Source organism: Candidatus Thiopontia autotrophica (assembly GCF_982804495.1).
The window spans coordinates 68,580-85,232 of record NZ_CEYDPX010000001.1; the positions used below are offsets into that span (position 1 = coordinate 68,580).

Below are 16,653 nucleotides of genomic sequence, written 5' to 3' on the forward strand. Positions count from 1 at the left end.
TGATATTCTGCCAATTTAATGATAGCGAGAATAGTTAGATGAGACCTGCACAATTGCTCTCCATTCTGGAGCGTGAGTATCAAAGTGCCGACTCTGGCCACCATACACCTGTAATGCTATGGGGGCCGCCTGGTGTCGGCAAGTCCCAGATGGTGGCGCAGATAGCCGAGAGCGGGAATGGACGTGTAGTAGATATACGACTTTCACAGATGGAGCCAAGTGATCTGCGAGGAATCCCATTTAACAAGGATGGCCTGGTAGAGTGGTCTATTCCTGCTCTGTTGCCTGATGCCTCTCGTCATGGTGAGCACGGCATTCTGTTTCTTGATGAGATAACCTCTGCACCACCCACAGTATCAGCGGCAGCATACCAACTTATTCTCGATCGCAGGCTTGGCGAGTATAGAGTGCCAGATGGCTGGGCCATATTTGCGGCAGGCAATCGGCAGGGGGATAGGGGGGTTACCTATACCATGCCGGCACCTCTGGCGAATCGATTTTCCCATTATGAGGTGGATGTAAATCTTGATGACTGGGTTAGCTGGGCTTGGAAGAGTGGTGTTGATGAGAGGGTTATATCATTTCTCCGTTTTAGACCAGAGCTACTTTTTGATTTTGATCCTGCCCATAATCCTGTTGCTTTTCCATCTCCGCGCTCCTGGGAGTTTGCCCACCGTGCACTTAACAAGTTTGAGCCCAACAGCGAGTTGTTGAGAGGTGCGCTGCAGGGATGTGTGGGAAATGCTGCAGGCATTGAATTGGCGGCATTTATAGAAAATCTTCATAACCTTCCTGATCTCGATATGATTCTTTCAGGAGAGGGTGCTGATGTCCCCAAGGAGATTGATCTGCAGTATGCAGTTGCAACAGCCTTGGTGGGCCGTGCAATCAAGTTAAGGGATAGCGACAGGCTTGAGAGTGTGCTCGGCAATGTTCTTGATTATGCTGGCCGTTTTCCTCAGCGTGAGATGGGGGTAATGCTGGTCTCTGATCTGCATCGTGCGGTTGGGGAGAAACTGTTTGCGGTACCACAATTTGGAGAGTGGGCGAAAGCGATCGCTGATGTGATGCTCTACGAATGAGTGAGGTAGTTGATACAAAGTTGAGTGCAGCACGTACCAGATTGATTCTGGAGCGCCCATTTTTAGGGGCACTTGTATTGCGTCTGCCGCTGGTTGAGGCATCACCAGGCTGGTGTAAAACCACAGCAACAGATGCACGTTCTATCTATTACAATGCTGAATATATCTCTGCGCTGACATCCAAACAGGTTCAGTTCATGTTGGCTCATGATGCGCTGCACTGTGCGCTATCCCATTTTTCGCGCCGTCAACATAGAAACAGACACCGCTGGGATGTGGCGTGTGACTTTGCCATAAATGCCATGTTGATTGGTGAGGATATGGTTCCACCAGACGATGTTCTATATCTGAAAAGTTTTGACGGGATGACGGCAGAGGAGATATATCCAATGCTGGATGAGGATGACGATCGGGAGACACTGGATCAGCATCTATATGATAACCATGATGATACTTCAGACAGTTCAGATTCTGAGCTGGATGCTTCCGATGCTCATGGTTCTGGCACACCTAATTCCGGTTGGGGTTATAGTGGTGCCTCGGGTCGTCCACCCCCTCTCGGTGAAATGGAGAGAAATTCTCTGGAGACCCAGTGGCAGCAACATCTCGCCGGGGCGGCACAGCAGGCAATGCAGGCAGGCAAGCTGGACGGTGCCATGGCAAGGATGGTTGACCACTTTCTCCAGCCTCGGTTGCCATGGAGAATGATGTTGGCTCACTATATGACAGCACGAGCGCGAGATGACTACAGTTACCTCCGTCCCTCATCACGCAGGGGAAGCGGGGCTATTTTTCCATCCCTGAGAAGCGGGCAGCTTGATGTTGTGGTCGCAATTGATACCAGCGGCTCAGTGAGTATTGACGAGATTGGGGAGTTTGTCTCCGAGATTAATGGCCTGAAGGGGCAGATTCGTGCAGGGGTTACACTGTTGATGAGTGATCAAGAGATTGTTGGAGAGCCCGTCAGATTCGAGCCATGGGAGCCTATGGAGGTTCAATCTGAGTTGATAAAGGGTGGAAGAGGGACCAGTTTCAACCCGGTTTTTCGGTGGCTTGAGCAACAGGATAGTCAGCCTGATATTTTGCTCTACTTTACTGATGCTGAGGGGAAGTTCCCGGCAGATCCACCACAGTTGCCGGTGATATGGCTGATCAAGGGTAGAGGGTGTGTGCCGTGGGGAGAGAGGATCCAGTTGAACTGATGTCGTTATCCAGTGAAGACCAGTTGCGTATTCAGGTGATGCTGCACAACAGCCCCAAGGCTATCCGTCTGGATGAGGCGCATATGACAATGTATGCACTGACGCCTAATGGTGAGGCATCAATCCCGCTCTCTCCAAACTGTAATAATGATCAATACCTGAGGTATGTTCGTGAGATGTTGTCGGAACATGTTCTGGGTAGTAGTGGGGGTTATCCTAACTATATTAAACGGTGGAGTCGCATGGGGCAGACGGGAGGGGTGCATCTTGGCAAGTTTCTTCTGTTGGGCGATCCGGAAGCGGTTGTTGCGGTAGCCAACTCCTCGGGGCTGAATGTTGAGTTGGCACATAATGTCTGGTGGACTGTTACCAATACGGTACAACAGGCAGAGCAGGGTACGCATATGTTGCGCCACCCCTGTGTGGTGAACAGTAGCCTGGGTAGAGAGATCGCTCAGTTTCTTGTTGAGCATCTGGCGTTTGTTACTGATACAGAGGAGGTGCTGTTGATTTTGTCCCTGTTACTGCAGGACGGCCTACTTGATGATGGTCAGATTGAGCGGATATGGCGACGAAGTCAGGAGCGTGGGAAGGGTATTTATCAGGTGGCATTTCTGCAGGCTAACCCCTTGTCACTGCCTGATCTGGTTGCGCCACATCCTCGGTACCAGGAGATTGTTGATGGGTGTGCAGCTCTGTCTGATAGTGGCAATAGTGCTGCAAAAACCATGATTACCATTGTCTCCTCCGAGGGGCAGACATTTATCGCTCTGGCCATAGAGTTACTTGGCAAGGTGGCAAATGAGGATTCTGTTTACGCCCTTATGAATGCCATTGGTGCCCTCTTTTCTGATATCGGAATACCTGCAACTGAGGAGAGATCGCTGGAGCTCTGTCAGTTGCAGGTTGGAGAGTGGATTGATGATGGCAGTATCAAGGCCGTTGCGGAACTGTTACAGAGCCATTCAGAATATCGGGACATGATGCAGGCAGTTATGTTGCTCTCATGTGTCAGGGAGGAGGTTTCATTTAGGATGGTTCTGCACAGTGGAGCTGTGGGGCGCTCTATCAGAAAAAAGCTGACTCCGCTGTTTGAGTTGATAAGAGCTAATCTGGAGACGTTGCAAAAATAATGTTACTACTGATTTCACCAGCCAAAAAACTTGAATTTGAAGAGGTGGCACCAGATATAGGCTTCTCGGAACCAGAGCTGATAGGGAAGGCTGAGTACATTGCCTTAATTATGAAGCAGTATAGTGAGAGTGATCTGAAGAGATTAATGAAATTAAGTGACAATCTTGCTCGTCTGAATTTTGAACGTTACAGACGGTGGACAACAGACACCTCAGAGCAACGATCCAAACAGGCGATTCTTGCCTTTAGGGGTGATGTATATGCAGGCATGGCTGCCACAGCGTTTGAGCAGAGAGACTTTGATTATGCTCAAGCCCATTTAAGAATCCTCTCTGGGTTGTATGGGGTGTTGCGCCCTCTTGATATGATTCAGCCACACAGATTAGAGATGGGTACCAGGCTTAAAAATCGTAAGGGGGATAACTTGTATGATTATTGGCGTGGAGAGAGTGCCTCATTGATTAATCGTGATGTAGAGATATCTGGTGGGGAGATCATTAATTTGGCATCCAGCGAGTACTTCAAGTCCGTGGATGGGATGCTGGATTATCCTGTAGTTACTCCTGTTTTCAAGGATGAGAAAAATGGCCAGTATAAAATTATTAGCATATATGCCAAAAAGGCACGTGGAATGATGTGTGATTTTGTTATTCGTAATCGTCTGGATAGAGCGGAACAGTTGCAAGATTTTTCTGCCGCAGGATATCGCTTCTCGGAAGAGGGATCAGATAGTGGTCAGTTACTGTTTTTGCGAAAAGAGTCCGCCCGACCCTGATTGAGTCAGGTGAAAATATCTATTTGTCGCGGCGTAGCAGAAATAAAAATAGTAATAGAGCAACAAGTCCAACCAGTCCACGATCACTGTTGCCGTTTGTGATAACTTCAGAGCCAGATTTAGCGGCTGTAGTGGTATCAGCAGTTGATCCGGTTGCGGTTTGAACTATTTCTGTAAGGTTTCCAATAATGCCGGTTGTCCCCGGGAACAGAATATCAATAATTATGAAGGTGATTATAAGCATGACACCAAAATCGGTAAGAATTTTTAACCATGAGGTGGCACGGTTGATAGTCTCTTTTATCGGTGAACTGTTCATGGTGTCTGCCTTTTTGTCTGTAACACCCCCTCCGAAGAGGGGGGTCTACTTAAAGATGATTATCTGTTAAGTAATGCTGCAAGTACAATCAGTGTAATTAAACCATTAACTCCACTGAACTGGGATACAACGTTGCCGATGCCCCCAACAACTCCGGGCATTCCAAGAGCCCCTGCACCAAATACAACCTCGATTAAAAGGCCGAGCCCGATTAATGACATTAACAATCCAGTAAGTCCACGTACAACGCTACCAACGGTAGAAAATGCATTATCAAACATATCGAATAACCTCTCTATGTAGTTAAGAAAATAAGCCTGTATTAACAGACTTGCGGCAACAATATATTATTCAATCAATAAGTCAATATTATTGTAATCAATATTGTTTATTAATAATAAGCTAAATAAAATAAGTAGTTCCTGATTTTAAATGCAAATATTACCATACTGTTTTCTAATTAGTTTATGGCTATAAACTAATTAGAAAACAGTAACCCCTTTCTCTGTGGCAATGCCGTCAAGTGGAATATCCCACGGCTCTTTTTTTATTGATTTAACCTCCTGGAATGAGTGGGCCACTCCAAGCAGAAATGGACGCCTGCTATTGCTCGAGCGTTTTGGATGAGAGAAGGTTCTATCATAATATCCGCCGCCCATCCCTATGCGTCCTCCAGCTGAATCAAAAGCTACAAGTGGGGTAAGCACAAGATCAAGGGTCCAGGTTGGAGTTGGTTTTGGAGGAAATATCTCCGGTTCCGGAATCCCATATTTATTGATAACAAGATTGCTATCTTCATGGAGTGGAGCAAACCATAATCTGTTGCCATGCAGTCTGTTCAAGACAGGGAGAAAACACTCCTTACCATCGTGAATAGCTCGATCAATAATTAGCTCGGGATCCTGTTCCCCGTCACTGGCAATAAATCCTGCAATTCTGCGGCTACGCTTGAAAACATGGTGGTTGATCAAGTGGCCAAAGAGCTCTGCCGAGTTGGCCTGGCGCACCGCTTCAGGAAGAGCACGTCTCTTCTCGCGGATTTTATTACGGAGAGTGGCGGTGGCTTTCATGAGGGGGAGTGTAGGGTGGTGTCTACCGTATGTACCGGTCGGGCCAACGTCCCTGAACCATAGAGTTCAAGGAGGGGAGCCTGAACTAAAGGTTTAGGCTTTCCGATAATCGGACCTGCACACGCCTTTAATAAAATTAGCTCCCAGGGTCGTGAGTTAAGGATCAAGGATCGAGTCCCGGTGATCAAATACTACAGTAGACACCAAAATCTATAGGTATATAAGCTACACCTGTTTGGGTAATTATTCAAGCTCTAATTGCTTGCCTTGGTGAAGTGCAGCCTCCACCTGGCCTCGCAGGCGAACCAGTTCATCCGCCACGTCAACTGCACCCTGCTGCTGATCAGAGTGATTATGCAGTAGTTCATGAGCAATGTTGAGTGCCGCCATTATGGCAATGCGATCCTGACCAACACTTTTCCCCTGTTTTCTTATCTCGCGCATTTTCTTGTCAACGATTGACGCTGACTCAATAAGTGAGTTTTGCTCTTCTGGAGGACAGGAGATCTTGTACTCTTTTTGCAGAATGCTGATGGTTACTGGTGTACTTTTGGTCATGACTGTTTTTCCAGTATTTTTACAGATGAGAGAATGGATTCAACACTCTTGACTGTAAGTTGATTTTTTTCCACCAACTCATCACGCTCTGTGATGACGTCCTGTATTTTTCCACGCAGATCTCCGTTCTCCTCACGCAAGGTATTACAGAGGCTAATCAGTTCGCCGATTCTGTGCTCCAGATTTTTGATCTCCGGCTGCCACTGGCTTCCACCCGCAGAACTCTTTTTTGTGGTTTTTTTCTTGGCCATAATGGGAGGACTATAGAGTGATCGTAATAAATCTTCAATAGTGAAAGAATATCTGAAAAAGATTAATGGGATGGGGGTTTGGGGGAAGGGCTCTATAGATGTTGTTGTAATATGCTGAATTATAACCCTTCCCCCATAAAATAACTTGTAAGGGAGATCTGATTGGGTCACGAAGTGACTTAATCAGAGCCTCCTGAAAGTTGCGCAGTTCTCTGTATTTGAGAGAATGGGGGGATGGAAAAGATTCAATACAATGATGTTAGTGATGCATTAAGACGTTTATCACTCGCAATGGATGGGGCAGAGCTTCATGGCTCTTTCTGTGGTCGTCTGATGTCTGGCCATGCAGAGGATGAGATTGGCTGGCTCAAGGAGGTTGTTGGAGAGCGTGACGAGGCTAATCTGCAGGCCCGAGAGGATGTTGCCATGATAGCCAGGATGGTTGCTGATGTGGCTCAGCAATTGAATGGTGACGAGCTGCAGTTTGAGCTGTTTCTGCCGGAAGATGAGCCCCTTGATGTGCGTACCGAAGCTCTGGCTGCATGGTGTGAGGGATTTCTATATGGATACGGTATTGCATCAGCCAGTGAGGATTTTCAGGAGAGTGAGGTGCAACAGGAGTTTCTGAAAGACCTGATGGAGATATCTCGTGCCAGTTTCATCGAGGGAGAGGATGACCATGGGGATGAGGAGGATGAGATGGATTTCCTGCAGGTGGTTGAGCATGTACGTATTGGTACCATGCTTCTGTATGAGGGGAGCAATTCCGTAAAGAGCCCGATTGGCTCCCTGCCACTAAACGAGACTATTCACTAAGAAATATCATGAACCAGAATGTATTTGCAGGCCGTCGCAGGCAGCTGTTAAGAAAGATGAAGCCTGACTCCATTGCTATTCTGTCGGCAGCTCCACATCACATGCGCAACCGAGATGTTGAGTATTCATACCATCCTGAGAGTGACTTCTATTATCTGACCGGGTTTGCAGAGCCGGATGCGGTTCTGGTTATCAAGAAGAGCGGCAGTAAGGGGTCATGGATGCTGTTCTGTCAGGAGAGAGATCGAGAGCAAGAGCAGTGGACGGGCGAGAGGCTGGGGACAGAGCGTGCTGTTTCAGAGATGGGGATGACAGAGGCATGGCCTATTGGGCAATGGAGTGAAAAACTGCCGGATCTGCTTGCAGGAGTACAGTACCTCTATTTCAATCTGGGTGAGGAGAGCACGATTGAGCGGGGCCTGCTCAAGCAGTTGAGATTATTTCGCCAGCAGAGTCGTGCCGGTATTGTGACTCCGCAGACGGTGCAGTTGCTGGATCCGCTCTTGCATGAGATGCGCCTGATTAAGTCAGCTGCAGAGATTCGTCTTATGAAAAAAGCTGCAGCTATTACGGTTGCAGCACATCGCAGGGCAATGAGATATTGCCGTCCGGAGATATCTGAGTCAGAGGTCGAGGGGGAGATTCTTCACGAGTTTTCAGCTCATGGGGTACGGACTGTGGCCTATGATTCGATTGTGGCAGGTGGAAATAGTGCCTGTACGCTTCACTACATAAAAAACAGCAAGCAGCTCCAGAATGGTGAGATGGTATTGATTGATGCGGGAGCAGAGTATGATGGATATGCTGCAGATATTACTCGCACATTTCCTGTAAATGGCCGTTTTTCTACGGTGCAACGTCAGCTCTATGAGGTTGTTCTTGCAGCACAAAAAGCAGCAATAAGACAGATGCGCCCGGGCAGACGTTTTGATGCTCCCCACCGTGCCGCTGTAAGGGCTGTAACCAGGGGGTTGTTGGAGCTGAAAATTCTGAAAGGTGATCTTAGCAGTTTAATCAAGGATGAGGAGTACAAGAGATTCTATATGCATCAGACCAGCCACTGGCTAGGAATGGATGTTCATGATGTTGGTGAATACAAGGTGGGTGGCAAGTGGCGTCAACTGGAGCCGGGGATGGTGATGACAGTTGAGCCAGGGATCTATATCCCGCAAGGGATGAAAGGGGTTGCCAGGAAATGGCAGGGGATTGGTATTCGCATCGAGGATGATGTTGTGATTACCAGTAAGGGGTGCGAGGTTATAACCGAGGGGGCCCCCAGGAGCGTTGCCGAGATTGAATCATTGATGTCTCATTGAGTTTGATGACCTCTCAATAATTTTCTACCTATTTAAAATCCGAATGGCACTGCCTGACGGATAAGGGTAGAATTTTCAACTCAGTTTCGGATCGTGGGAGAGAGTCTGCTCTAGCAGGCCGCCGAAGGCGCAACAGCCCGGAAACGCTCAGGCAAAAGGACTACGATATCTAATACTGGCTCTGGAGAAGATCTTTACGATCTACCGAAGGGGAAGGCAGATTTATGAAGTTTGCCCAATCTCTCAGGTTCCCGGACAGAGGGGTTTGTTGTGGCCGTATGCGCTTTGTGTGCGGCTACGTTAGCAATAGACCAAGAGCCAGAATATGTCACAAGAATTAATGAAGACCGCACTCAATAAGGCACACAAGCGTGCAGGTGCAAAGATGGTTGATTTCTCTGGATGGGAGATGCCACTTCATTATGGATCACAGGTCGATGAGCACCACGCCATTCGTAACAGAGCAGGAATGTTCGATGTCTCCCATATGGTAGTTAGTGACCTCTCTGGATCAGGTGCAGCTGGTTATCTTTCCAGGCTATTGGCCAATGATATTTCTCGCCTAAAGACCGAGGGCAAGGCACTCTACTCCTGTATGTTGAATGAGCATGGTGGGGTGGTTGATGACCTGATTGTCTACTGGATGGGCCAGAATAACTATAGAATAGTTACCAATGCAGCAACCAGAACCAATGACCTGGCCTGGATGCAGGCACAGCTCGCCGGATTTGATGCTCTCCTAACCGAGAAGCCAGAGCTCTCCATGGTTGCAGTACAGGGGCCAGAGGCTCGCTCAATTCTGCTGCAGTGGCTGGGAGAGGATTCCAGGGAGAGAGTTGAATCACTGGAGCGTTTCTACGCTGCTGAAGTAAAAGAGTGGTTTGTTGCCCGTACCGGATATACAGGTGAGGATGGCTTCGAGGTTATGTTGCCCCATGAGGATGCTGAACCATTCTGGCAGGCAATGGTGGACGCAGGTATTGAGCCATGTGGTTTGGGTGCCAGAGATACCCTCCGCCTTGAGTCTGGCATGATGCTATATGGTGCAGATATGACCGAGGAGACGACCCCCCTGGAGTCGGGACTATCCTGGACGGTTGCACTGGATCCCGAAGAGAGAGAATTTATTGGGCGATCTGTTCTTGAGCAGCAGAAATCCGCAGGGGTGCCACGCAAGTTGGTAGGGCTGTTGCTTGATGGCAGGGGGATTATGCGCTCTCATCAGAAGCTGTTTGTTGGTGAGAGAGAGATTGGTGAGATAACTAGTGGAGGGTTCTCACCAACCCTGAACAGAACAATTGCTCTGGCTCGCATTGAGTCATCTGTAGTAGAAAGTTGTGATGTTGATATTAGAGGTAAACGTATTTCGGCAACAGTTGGGAAACCGGTGTTTGTACGAAATGGCAAAGCGGTTAACTGATTATTAAAGTGTAAGAGGAAGATTGAAATGAGTGAAATTCCAGCTGATCTGAAATATAGCAAGAGCCATGAGTGGATTCGAAATGATGCAGGTACCGTAACAGTTGGTATTACCGATCATGCTCAGGAGTTATTGGGAGATATTGTGTTCGTCGAGTTGCCAGAGGTTGGTGCTCAGGTTGATGCCGAGGGGGAGTGCGGAGTGGTGGAGTCGGTAAAGGCTGCATCTGATCTCTATGCACCTCTGGCAGGTGAGATTGTTGAGGTCAATGAGAAGTTGATGGATGGCCCGGAACAGGTGAATGATGCCCCTTATGATTCATGGATTCTGAAAATCAAGCTCGCTGATGAGGGAGATCTTGATCAGCTGCTTGATGCAGACAGTTATGCTGCGGTTGTAGAGGCGGAGTAGTAGATGCCATTTATTCCCCATACACAAGCCGAGACTGAGGCTATGCTCGATACTATTGGTGTCGGGCAGATTGATGAGCTGTTTGAGGAGATTCCAGAAACTCTTCATGCAGAAAATCCTGAAAATCCATTTGCAGGAATGGGTGAGATGGAGATCGGGCAGCTGATGCGGGAACGCTCTTCAGCAGATGATGGAGTGCTCTGTTTTGCTGGTGGAGGAGCCTATCAGCACCATATTCCGGCTGCAGTATGGGAACTTGCAACACGTGGTGAATTTTATACTGCCTATACCCCATATCAGGCTGAGGCAAGCCAGGGTACCTTGCAGATGCTTTATGAGTACCAGTCAATGATATCCAGCCTGATGGCAATGGATGTCTCGAATGCATCACTCTATGATGGAGCATCAGCTCTGGCCGAGGCTGTATTGATGGCGGTACGGGCAAATCGTCGCTCAAAGTCAAAACGAATTTTGATGCCAAGAACAGTGAATCCAGCCTATAGAAAGGTAGTTGATACATTGGTGCGCCATCAAGGGATTGAGTTGGTTGAGTTGGACTATGATGCCAAGACCGGTGCGCTTGACCCCGCCTCTCTGAAAATTGATGAGGGGGATGATTATGCGGCGCTGGTTATCCCGTTGCCTGGCTACTTTGGTACACTCGAGGATGTACATGGTCTGACTGATATGGCGCATAAACACGGCATGTTGGTGGTTGGTTGTGTTAATCCGATAGCAGTTACTGTACTTAGCCCACCTGGTGAATGGGGAGAGAAGGGGGCCGATATTGTCTGTGGTGAGGGCCAGCCACTTGGTGTTCCGCTCTCTTCCGGAGGCCCATTCCTTGGCTTTTTGTGTTGTACGAAGGCGCTGGTTAGGCAGTTGCCGGGACGTCTTGTTGGACAGACTCGTGATCTTGAAGATCATCCCGGATTTACCTTGACTCTGCAGGCCAGAGAGCAGCATATCCGTCGCTCGAAGGCGACCTCCAATATATGCACTAATCAGGGGCTGATGGTAACAGCCTCCACAATTTTCATGAGCTTAATGGGGAGTGATGGGCTGGAGCAGATGGCTACAGGATCACACCATAATAGTCACAAAATGGTTGAGCGGTTGACAGCTATTGATGGGGTGACTCAACACTTCTCGTCACCATTCTTTCATGAGGTGGTTGTCGAGTTGCCAAGAGATGCTGGCGAGGTGCTGGCAGCACTGGTTTGGCAGGATATTGTGGGAGGAATCCAGCTCTCTGAAAACTACCCGGAATTGGGAAAGAATATGTTGTTAATTTGTGCCACAGAGTTGCGTAGTAATAGTGAAATAGAGCGTTTTGCCACAGCCCTGGAGAGTGTGTTGGCAGGGGAGAAGATCTAATGTTGATTTTTGAGCGCTCAGAGTCTGGTAGAAGTAACAGGGCACAGTATGTTGGTGAGCAGAAAAAGCCACTGGTTGATATTCCAGATTTGCTGAAGAGAGAGAAGAGAGTTGATCTTCCAGAAGTGTCTGAGCTGCAGGCAGTACGCCACTATACCCGGCTTTCACAGAAGAACTTTTCGATTGATACTAATTTTTATCCTCTGGGCTCTTGTACCATGAAGTACAACCCTCGAGGTTGCAATACGTTGGCAATGCAATCCGGTTTCCTCAATCGTCACCCTGCAGGTGATGCTGCTCTGGGGCAGGGGGTAATGGCATCTCTATATGAGTTACAGGAGATACTTCAGAGTGTAACCGGTATGGAGGCTGCATCATTGACTCCAGCCGCAGGGGCTCAGGGTGAGTTTGCCGGGGTTGCCATGATCCGTGCCTACCACGATGCACGGGGAGATGATGCAAGAAGTGAGATTCTTGTCCCTGATGCGGCACACGGTACAAATCCTGCCTCTGCGGTTATGTGTGGTTATAAGGTAAGAGAGATTGCAACCAATGAGTCCGGCGATGTGGATGTGGATGCGCTGCGTGAGGTGGTTGGGCCGCAGACAGCTGGAATTATGCTGACCAATCCATCAACTCTTGGAGTGTTCGAGCGCAGGATTGAAGAGATTGCTGACATCATGCATAAGGCTGGAGGGTTGCTCTACTATGATGGCGCTAATCTGAACGCAATTCTTGGTAAGACCCGTCCCGGTGATATGGGATTTGATGTTATCCATATTAATGTTCACAAGACCTTTTCAACCCCTCACGGAGGTGGTGGGCCAGGTGCAGGGCCTGTGGTTGCAAACAGGCGACTCGCCCCATATCTTCCCATCCCTATGGTCAAGAAGATCGATGGTGATTCTCCAGATCAGCCACCAGAGTTTGGGTGGATGGAGGAGCAGGATCGCCCTGAGAGTATTGGACGCCTCTCTGCGTGGAGTGGCAATGTAGGAATACTGTTGCGCGCATACATCTATGCAAGGATGTTGGGCACAGATGGTATGGAACGAGTTGCAGACTATTCAGTTTTGAATGCCAACTATCTGATGAAGAAGATGGAGCAGGCTGGTTTTACTCTGGCTATTCCTGAGCGACGAGCAACTCATGAGTTTATTGTTACTCTGAAGAGAGAGGCAAAGGAGCTTGGTATATCTGCCATGGATTTTGCCAAGCGTCTGCTGGATTATGGGCACCATGCCCCAACCACATATTTTCCTTTGCTGATTCCAGAGTGTCTCTTGATTGAGCCAACAGAGACTGAAGACAAGGCGACACTGGATGCATTTGTGGATGTAATGGCGCAGATTCTGCGAGAGGCGAAAGAGTCTCCGGATCAGGTAAAGGGCGCCCCCTGGACGCTACCGGTAAGGCGCCTGGATGATGTGCGTGCAGCAAGAGAGTTGGATTTGAATTGGTATAAACAGTAATAAGGAATTAGCAGAAAATGACAGCACTTATATGTGGTTCATATGCATTTGATCAGATAATGGTTTTTCCGGATAAATTCAAGAATCATATTCTTCCGGATAAGGTTCACATGTTAAATGTGTCTTTTCTGGTTCCTGAGATGAGACGGGAGTTTGGAGGAACGGCTGGCAATATCGCCTACAACCTCAATTTGTTGGGTGAAAAACCGATCCCAATGGCAACTGTCGGCATTGATTTTGCCCCCTATCGTGAATGGATGGAGAAGTTTGGTATTGCCACTAGTGGATTGCAGGAAATCACAAATAATTATACTGCTCAGGCATTTATAACCACAGATATGGATGATAACCAGATAACTGCATTTCATCCCGGTGCCATGAATTCTTCACACCTTAACTCTGTCTCTGATATTGAGGGGGTCTCTCTGGGGATTGTCTCACCTGATGGTCGTGAAGGAATGGTGGAGCATGCCGCTCAGTTTGCAGAGGCAGATATTCCATTTATTTTTGACCCTGGTCAGGGGCTACCGATGTTTGGCAAGGAGGACCTTATTCAATTTATTGATCAAGCCACATGGATTGCGGTAAATGATTATGAGTCTGCCTTGATGCAGGAGCGTACCGGATTGAGTGCGGTAGAGATTGCAGAGCGTGTGAATGCGCTGATTGTCACCCGTGGGGGAGAGGGGTCGATTATCTACGCTGGTGGGCATCGTATTGATATTCCAGCGGTTTCTGTTGAACATACGCTTGATCCAACAGGTTGTGGTGATGCTTTTCGCGCAGGGCTGCTATTTGGTCTGCTCAATGACATGGAGTGGAAGATAACTGGCCAGATTGCCTCACTTCTAGGCTCTATAAAGATAGGTACTCATGGCACCCAGAATCACCATTTTACAATGGAGGAGTTCAAGGAGTCATATCGTGAGGCCTTTAATGAGGAGTTCTGAGTAACTCTATGTTTTAACGTTGCGGTATACCACTATGTTCCCTATTGGAGTATTGATCTTTTTTATGTTATAAAGTCTTTTTATCAGGAAGGTTCTCCAAGGGGGGAAATTTTGGGAAAGGATTATGGCAGATCGTAGATTACAAGTTTTTCACACTGTGGCTCGCATGCTCAGCTTCACAAAAGCTGCAGAGTCACTACACATGACGCAACCAGCGGTCACTTTTCAGGTGAGACAGCTGGAAGACTATTTTAATACCCGTCTGTTTGATCGTACCCATAATCGAATAACTCTTACAGAGGCTGGCGGTAGAGTCTTTGAGTACGCAGAGAGAATTTTGGACCTCTATGGTGAGATGGACAATGCAGTACGTGAGATGACCGGAGAGGTAAGTGGTGTATTGATTGTGGGGGCGAGCACCACTATTGCCGAGTATATGGTACCTAACATGTTGGGAAGATTTCATGAGAAGCACCCGTCGGTTACGATTCGTCTGAAGGTTGGAAATACTGATAGTGTGGTCTCCATGATTGAGAACAATGTAATTGACCTGGGAATTGTAGAGGCCCCGGTATCCAATAAGAAGCTACAGCTTGACCTCTGTCGTGAGGATGAGCTGGTGTTGATTGTTCCTCCTGATCATCCGCTGTCCAGTAAAGAGTCTATAAAGATAGAGCAGCTTAAGGAGTACCCATATATATGGCGAGAGGAGGGTTCTGGAACACGAGAGGTGATTCATGACTATCTGACAGGGGCTGGAGTTAATCCATCTGATCTCAATGTCATTATGGAGCTTGGTAGTCCAGAGGCGATCAAGGGTGCTGTTGAGTCGGGAATCGGAATTACCATTATCTCCAAGGCATCAATACAGAAGGAGTTGCAGTTGGGTACAGTCAAGATGATTCACCTTGATCCTCATATGATTCGCCCATTCTCCTTTGTGCATCAGAAGCAGAAGTTCAGACTTCGAGCTATGGATGAGCTACTGGAATTTGCCAAAGAGTATTGTGATGCATACAAGGTAGACGAATTGAGTTAAGGAAACCCTGAATCAAAAGATGGATGCGTTTGATCAGTTGCGGAAGATATTTTCTGCATTAAGTGGTGATGACCGTAATGCACTATTAAGGTATGCGACTTTTCTCCATCATGATGGAGATGGGGTGAAATCAGGAGAAGTGGTGGAGGCAGCCGCAAAAGAGAACCCACAGGGTCTGCTGCGACCGAAAAATGAGAGGGTTGTTATGGCAATCCGACGATTATCAGAGACTTACCCCATGTTGAATCACGATAAACTATTAAAACAGAGTGCTGATCTGATGAGTGCTCATTTGGTGAGTGGGCGTGAGGCAGCCGAGGTGATTGATGAGCTGGAGGAGATTTTCCAGTCGCACTATCAGATATATATTGATGAATAATATCTTTTCAAGCTGGTTTCAGCGTCAACTCTCCAACCCACAGTTGGTTATTCTGCTAATTCTGTTAGCTACTGTTTTTGCGGTAGTAATTCTATTTGGACAGATATTGGGCCCCGTTCTGGTGGCCATTGTTCTGGCTTATCTGATGGACACGCCAATTGAACAGCTACAGCATCGTGGGACAAATAAATCACTTTCTATTTGGCTGATTTATCTGTTCTTTATTGCCTTTATGGTTTTTCTGGTGGTTGTCATGTTGCCACTGCTGTCCAGCCAGATAACACAATTTCTTTCTGCTGTACCGGCAATGGTGCAGACAGGCAGAGATATGCTCTCCCAGCTGCCTGAGAGTTATCCGACACTTGTAAGTGTTGAGCAGGTGACCGAGATTGCCAATGCTGCCAGCCGTTCCATGACAGAGTTTGCACAGCAGGCGCTTGCGAAAAGTCTTGGATATATCCCGGGAATCATAACCATGCTGATCTATCTGGTACTGATTCCGCTGTTGGTTTTCTTTATGCTCAAGGATAAAAAAGAACTTTTTTCATGGGTAACTGCATTTCTGCCGAATGATCGCTCATTGGCAGAGCGGGTCTGGAGTGAGGTGGATCTGCAGATTGGCAATTATATACGAGGTAAATTCTGGGAGATGTTGATTGTAGGAGGTGCAACCTATATCGCGTTTGTTGTGGTGAACCTTCAGTACTCCCTGCTGCTTGGTGTTCTGGTTGGCCTCTCGGTACTGGTGCCATTTGTTGGAGCAACAGTTGTCACCATCCCGGTGGCTGCAGTGGCCTTCTACCAGTTTGGGTGGGGTGGAGAGTTCGGAACCATAATGCTGGTTTACGGGGTTATCCAGGCTCTGGATGGGAATGTGCTGGTACCGCTGCTGTTCTCTGAGGTGGTTAATCTGCATCCGGTAGCAATTATTGTTGCAGTACTCTTTTTTGGGGGAGTCTGGGGGTTCTGGGGGGTATTTTTTGCTATTCCTCTGGCGACCCTGGTTAAAGCGGTTATTTCAGCGTGGCCGACTCTGGAGGAGAAGGCTGTCCAGTAAATTTTTCACTTGCTACGGAACCTCT

Annotated in this window: 19 protein-coding genes, 1 other RNA gene and 1 riboswitch; of the genes, 14 read left to right on the plus strand and 6 right to left on the minus strand. The window is 47.9% G+C overall.

All coding sequences use genetic code 11. From position 1 onward, the window contains the following. The first annotated feature begins 38 nt into the window (after positions 1-38). From AC3ZFK_RS00430 to yaaA, 4 genes are read left to right on the plus strand one after another with little or no spacing between them, the layout of a single operon-like run. Positions 39-1,082, plus strand: a complete 1,044-nt coding sequence (locus tag AC3ZFK_RS00430; RefSeq protein ID WP_487506282.1) for an AAA family ATPase — start codon at positions 39-41, stop codon at positions 1,080-1,082. Beyond that, positions 1,079-2,284 carry a vWA domain-containing protein gene (locus AC3ZFK_RS00435; RefSeq protein ID WP_487506283.1) on the plus strand — a complete coding sequence of 402 codons (1,206 nt, stop codon included), beginning with the start codon at positions 1,079-1,081 and terminating at the stop codon, positions 2,282-2,284. The genes AC3ZFK_RS00430 and AC3ZFK_RS00435 overlap by 4 nt, the downstream gene beginning before the upstream one ends. Beyond that, entirely contained in the window at positions 2,257-3,417 is a 1,161-nt protein-coding gene (locus AC3ZFK_RS00440; protein ID WP_489433695.1) for a hypothetical protein, read from the plus strand. Before AC3ZFK_RS00435 ends, AC3ZFK_RS00440 begins: the two co-directional genes overlap by 28 nt. Beyond that, entirely contained in the window at positions 3,417-4,193 is a 777-nt protein-coding gene (gene yaaA / locus AC3ZFK_RS00445; RefSeq protein ID WP_487506285.1) for a peroxide stress protein YaaA, read from the plus strand. Before AC3ZFK_RS00440 ends, yaaA begins: the two co-directional genes overlap by 1 nt. Positions 4,194-4,212: 19 nt before the next feature. Here yaaA and AC3ZFK_RS00450 read toward each other — a convergent pair whose 3' ends face one another. From AC3ZFK_RS00450 to AC3ZFK_RS00475, 6 genes are all read right to left on the minus strand, one after another. Further along, positions 4,213-4,512 carry a hypothetical protein gene (locus AC3ZFK_RS00450; protein ID WP_487506286.1) on the minus strand — a complete coding sequence of 100 codons (300 nt, stop codon included), beginning with the start codon at positions 4,510-4,512 and terminating at the stop codon, positions 4,213-4,215. A gap of 59 nt (positions 4,513-4,571) precedes the next feature. Next, positions 4,572-4,793 (minus strand): hypothetical protein, encoded by a 222-nt coding sequence (locus AC3ZFK_RS00455; RefSeq protein WP_487506287.1) that lies wholly within the window; start codon positions 4,791-4,793, stop codon positions 4,572-4,574. A gap of 201 nt (positions 4,794-4,994) precedes the next feature. Beyond that, the gene (locus AC3ZFK_RS00460; protein WP_487506288.1) at positions 4,995-5,582 is read right to left on the minus strand and encodes a 5-formyltetrahydrofolate cyclo-ligase; all 588 of its coding nucleotides are present in this window, start codon (positions 5,580-5,582) and stop codon (positions 4,995-4,997) included. A gap of 18 nt (positions 5,583-5,600) precedes the next feature. After that, positions 5,601-5,785, minus strand: a non-coding RNA gene (ssrS, locus tag AC3ZFK_RS00465) — 6S RNA. A 40-nt stretch (positions 5,786-5,825) separates the two neighbouring features. Beyond that, positions 5,826-6,140, minus strand: a complete 315-nt coding sequence (locus AC3ZFK_RS00470; RefSeq protein ID WP_487506289.1) for a cell division protein ZapA — start codon at positions 6,138-6,140, stop codon at positions 5,826-5,828. Continuing rightward, positions 6,137-6,391, minus strand: a complete 255-nt coding sequence (locus AC3ZFK_RS00475) for a TIGR02449 family protein (RefSeq protein ID WP_487506290.1) — start codon at positions 6,389-6,391, stop codon at positions 6,137-6,139. Before AC3ZFK_RS00475 ends, AC3ZFK_RS00470 begins: the two co-directional genes overlap by 4 nt. A gap of 234 nt (positions 6,392-6,625) precedes the next feature. Here AC3ZFK_RS00475 and AC3ZFK_RS00480 point away from each other — a divergent pair, with 234 nt between their 5' ends. The 10 genes from AC3ZFK_RS00480 to AC3ZFK_RS00525 all read left to right on the plus strand — a co-directional run bounded on the left by AC3ZFK_RS00480 (position 6,626) and on the right by AC3ZFK_RS00525 (position 16,628). Further along, on the plus strand, positions 6,626-7,207 hold the full coding sequence (locus AC3ZFK_RS00480) for a UPF0149 family protein (protein WP_487506291.1): 582 nt from the start codon (positions 6,626-6,628) through the stop codon (positions 7,205-7,207). An 8-nt stretch (positions 7,208-7,215) separates the two neighbouring features. Further along, complete coding sequence (pepP, locus tag AC3ZFK_RS00485) at positions 7,216-8,523, plus strand: Xaa-Pro aminopeptidase (protein WP_487506292.1); 1,308 nt, start codon at positions 7,216-7,218, stop codon at positions 8,521-8,523. 84 nt (positions 8,524-8,607) lie between these two features. Beyond that, positions 8,608-8,696: riboswitch (glycine riboswitch) on the plus strand. Between the two features lie 152 nt (positions 8,697-8,848). Continuing rightward, on the plus strand, positions 8,849-9,943 hold the full coding sequence (gene gcvT / locus AC3ZFK_RS00490) for a glycine cleavage system aminomethyltransferase GcvT (protein ID WP_487541265.1): 1,095 nt from the start codon (positions 8,849-8,851) through the stop codon (positions 9,941-9,943). A 27-nt stretch (positions 9,944-9,970) separates the two neighbouring features. After that, complete coding sequence (gcvH, locus tag AC3ZFK_RS00495; RefSeq protein ID WP_487541263.1) at positions 9,971-10,354, plus strand: glycine cleavage system protein GcvH; 384 nt, start codon at positions 9,971-9,973, stop codon at positions 10,352-10,354. A 3-nt stretch (positions 10,355-10,357) separates the two neighbouring features. Beyond that, positions 10,358-11,731, plus strand: a complete 1,374-nt coding sequence (gene gcvPA, locus AC3ZFK_RS00500) for an aminomethyl-transferring glycine dehydrogenase subunit GcvPA (RefSeq protein ID WP_487541261.1) — start codon at positions 10,358-10,360, stop codon at positions 11,729-11,731. Then, positions 11,731-13,203 (plus strand): aminomethyl-transferring glycine dehydrogenase subunit GcvPB, encoded by a 1,473-nt coding sequence (gene gcvPB, locus AC3ZFK_RS00505; RefSeq protein WP_487505817.1) that lies wholly within the window; start codon positions 11,731-11,733, stop codon positions 13,201-13,203. The genes gcvPA and gcvPB overlap by 1 nt, the downstream gene beginning before the upstream one ends. A gap of 17 nt (positions 13,204-13,220) precedes the next feature. After that, positions 13,221-14,153, plus strand: a complete 933-nt coding sequence (locus AC3ZFK_RS00510) for a carbohydrate kinase family protein (RefSeq protein WP_487505818.1) — start codon at positions 13,221-13,223, stop codon at positions 14,151-14,153. A gap of 124 nt (positions 14,154-14,277) precedes the next feature. After that, positions 14,278-15,192, plus strand: a complete 915-nt coding sequence (locus AC3ZFK_RS00515) for a selenium metabolism-associated LysR family transcriptional regulator (protein ID WP_487505819.1) — start codon at positions 14,278-14,280, stop codon at positions 15,190-15,192. A 19-nt stretch (positions 15,193-15,211) separates the two neighbouring features. Continuing rightward, a complete protein-coding gene (locus AC3ZFK_RS00520; RefSeq protein WP_487505820.1) occupies positions 15,212-15,571 on the plus strand; it encodes a hypothetical protein in 360 nt (119 codons plus the stop codon). Beyond that, on the plus strand, positions 15,564-16,628 hold the full coding sequence (locus AC3ZFK_RS00525) for an AI-2E family transporter (protein WP_487505821.1): 1,065 nt from the start codon (positions 15,564-15,566) through the stop codon (positions 16,626-16,628). Before AC3ZFK_RS00520 ends, AC3ZFK_RS00525 begins: the two co-directional genes overlap by 8 nt. The last annotated feature ends 25 nt before the right edge of the window (positions 16,629-16,653 follow it).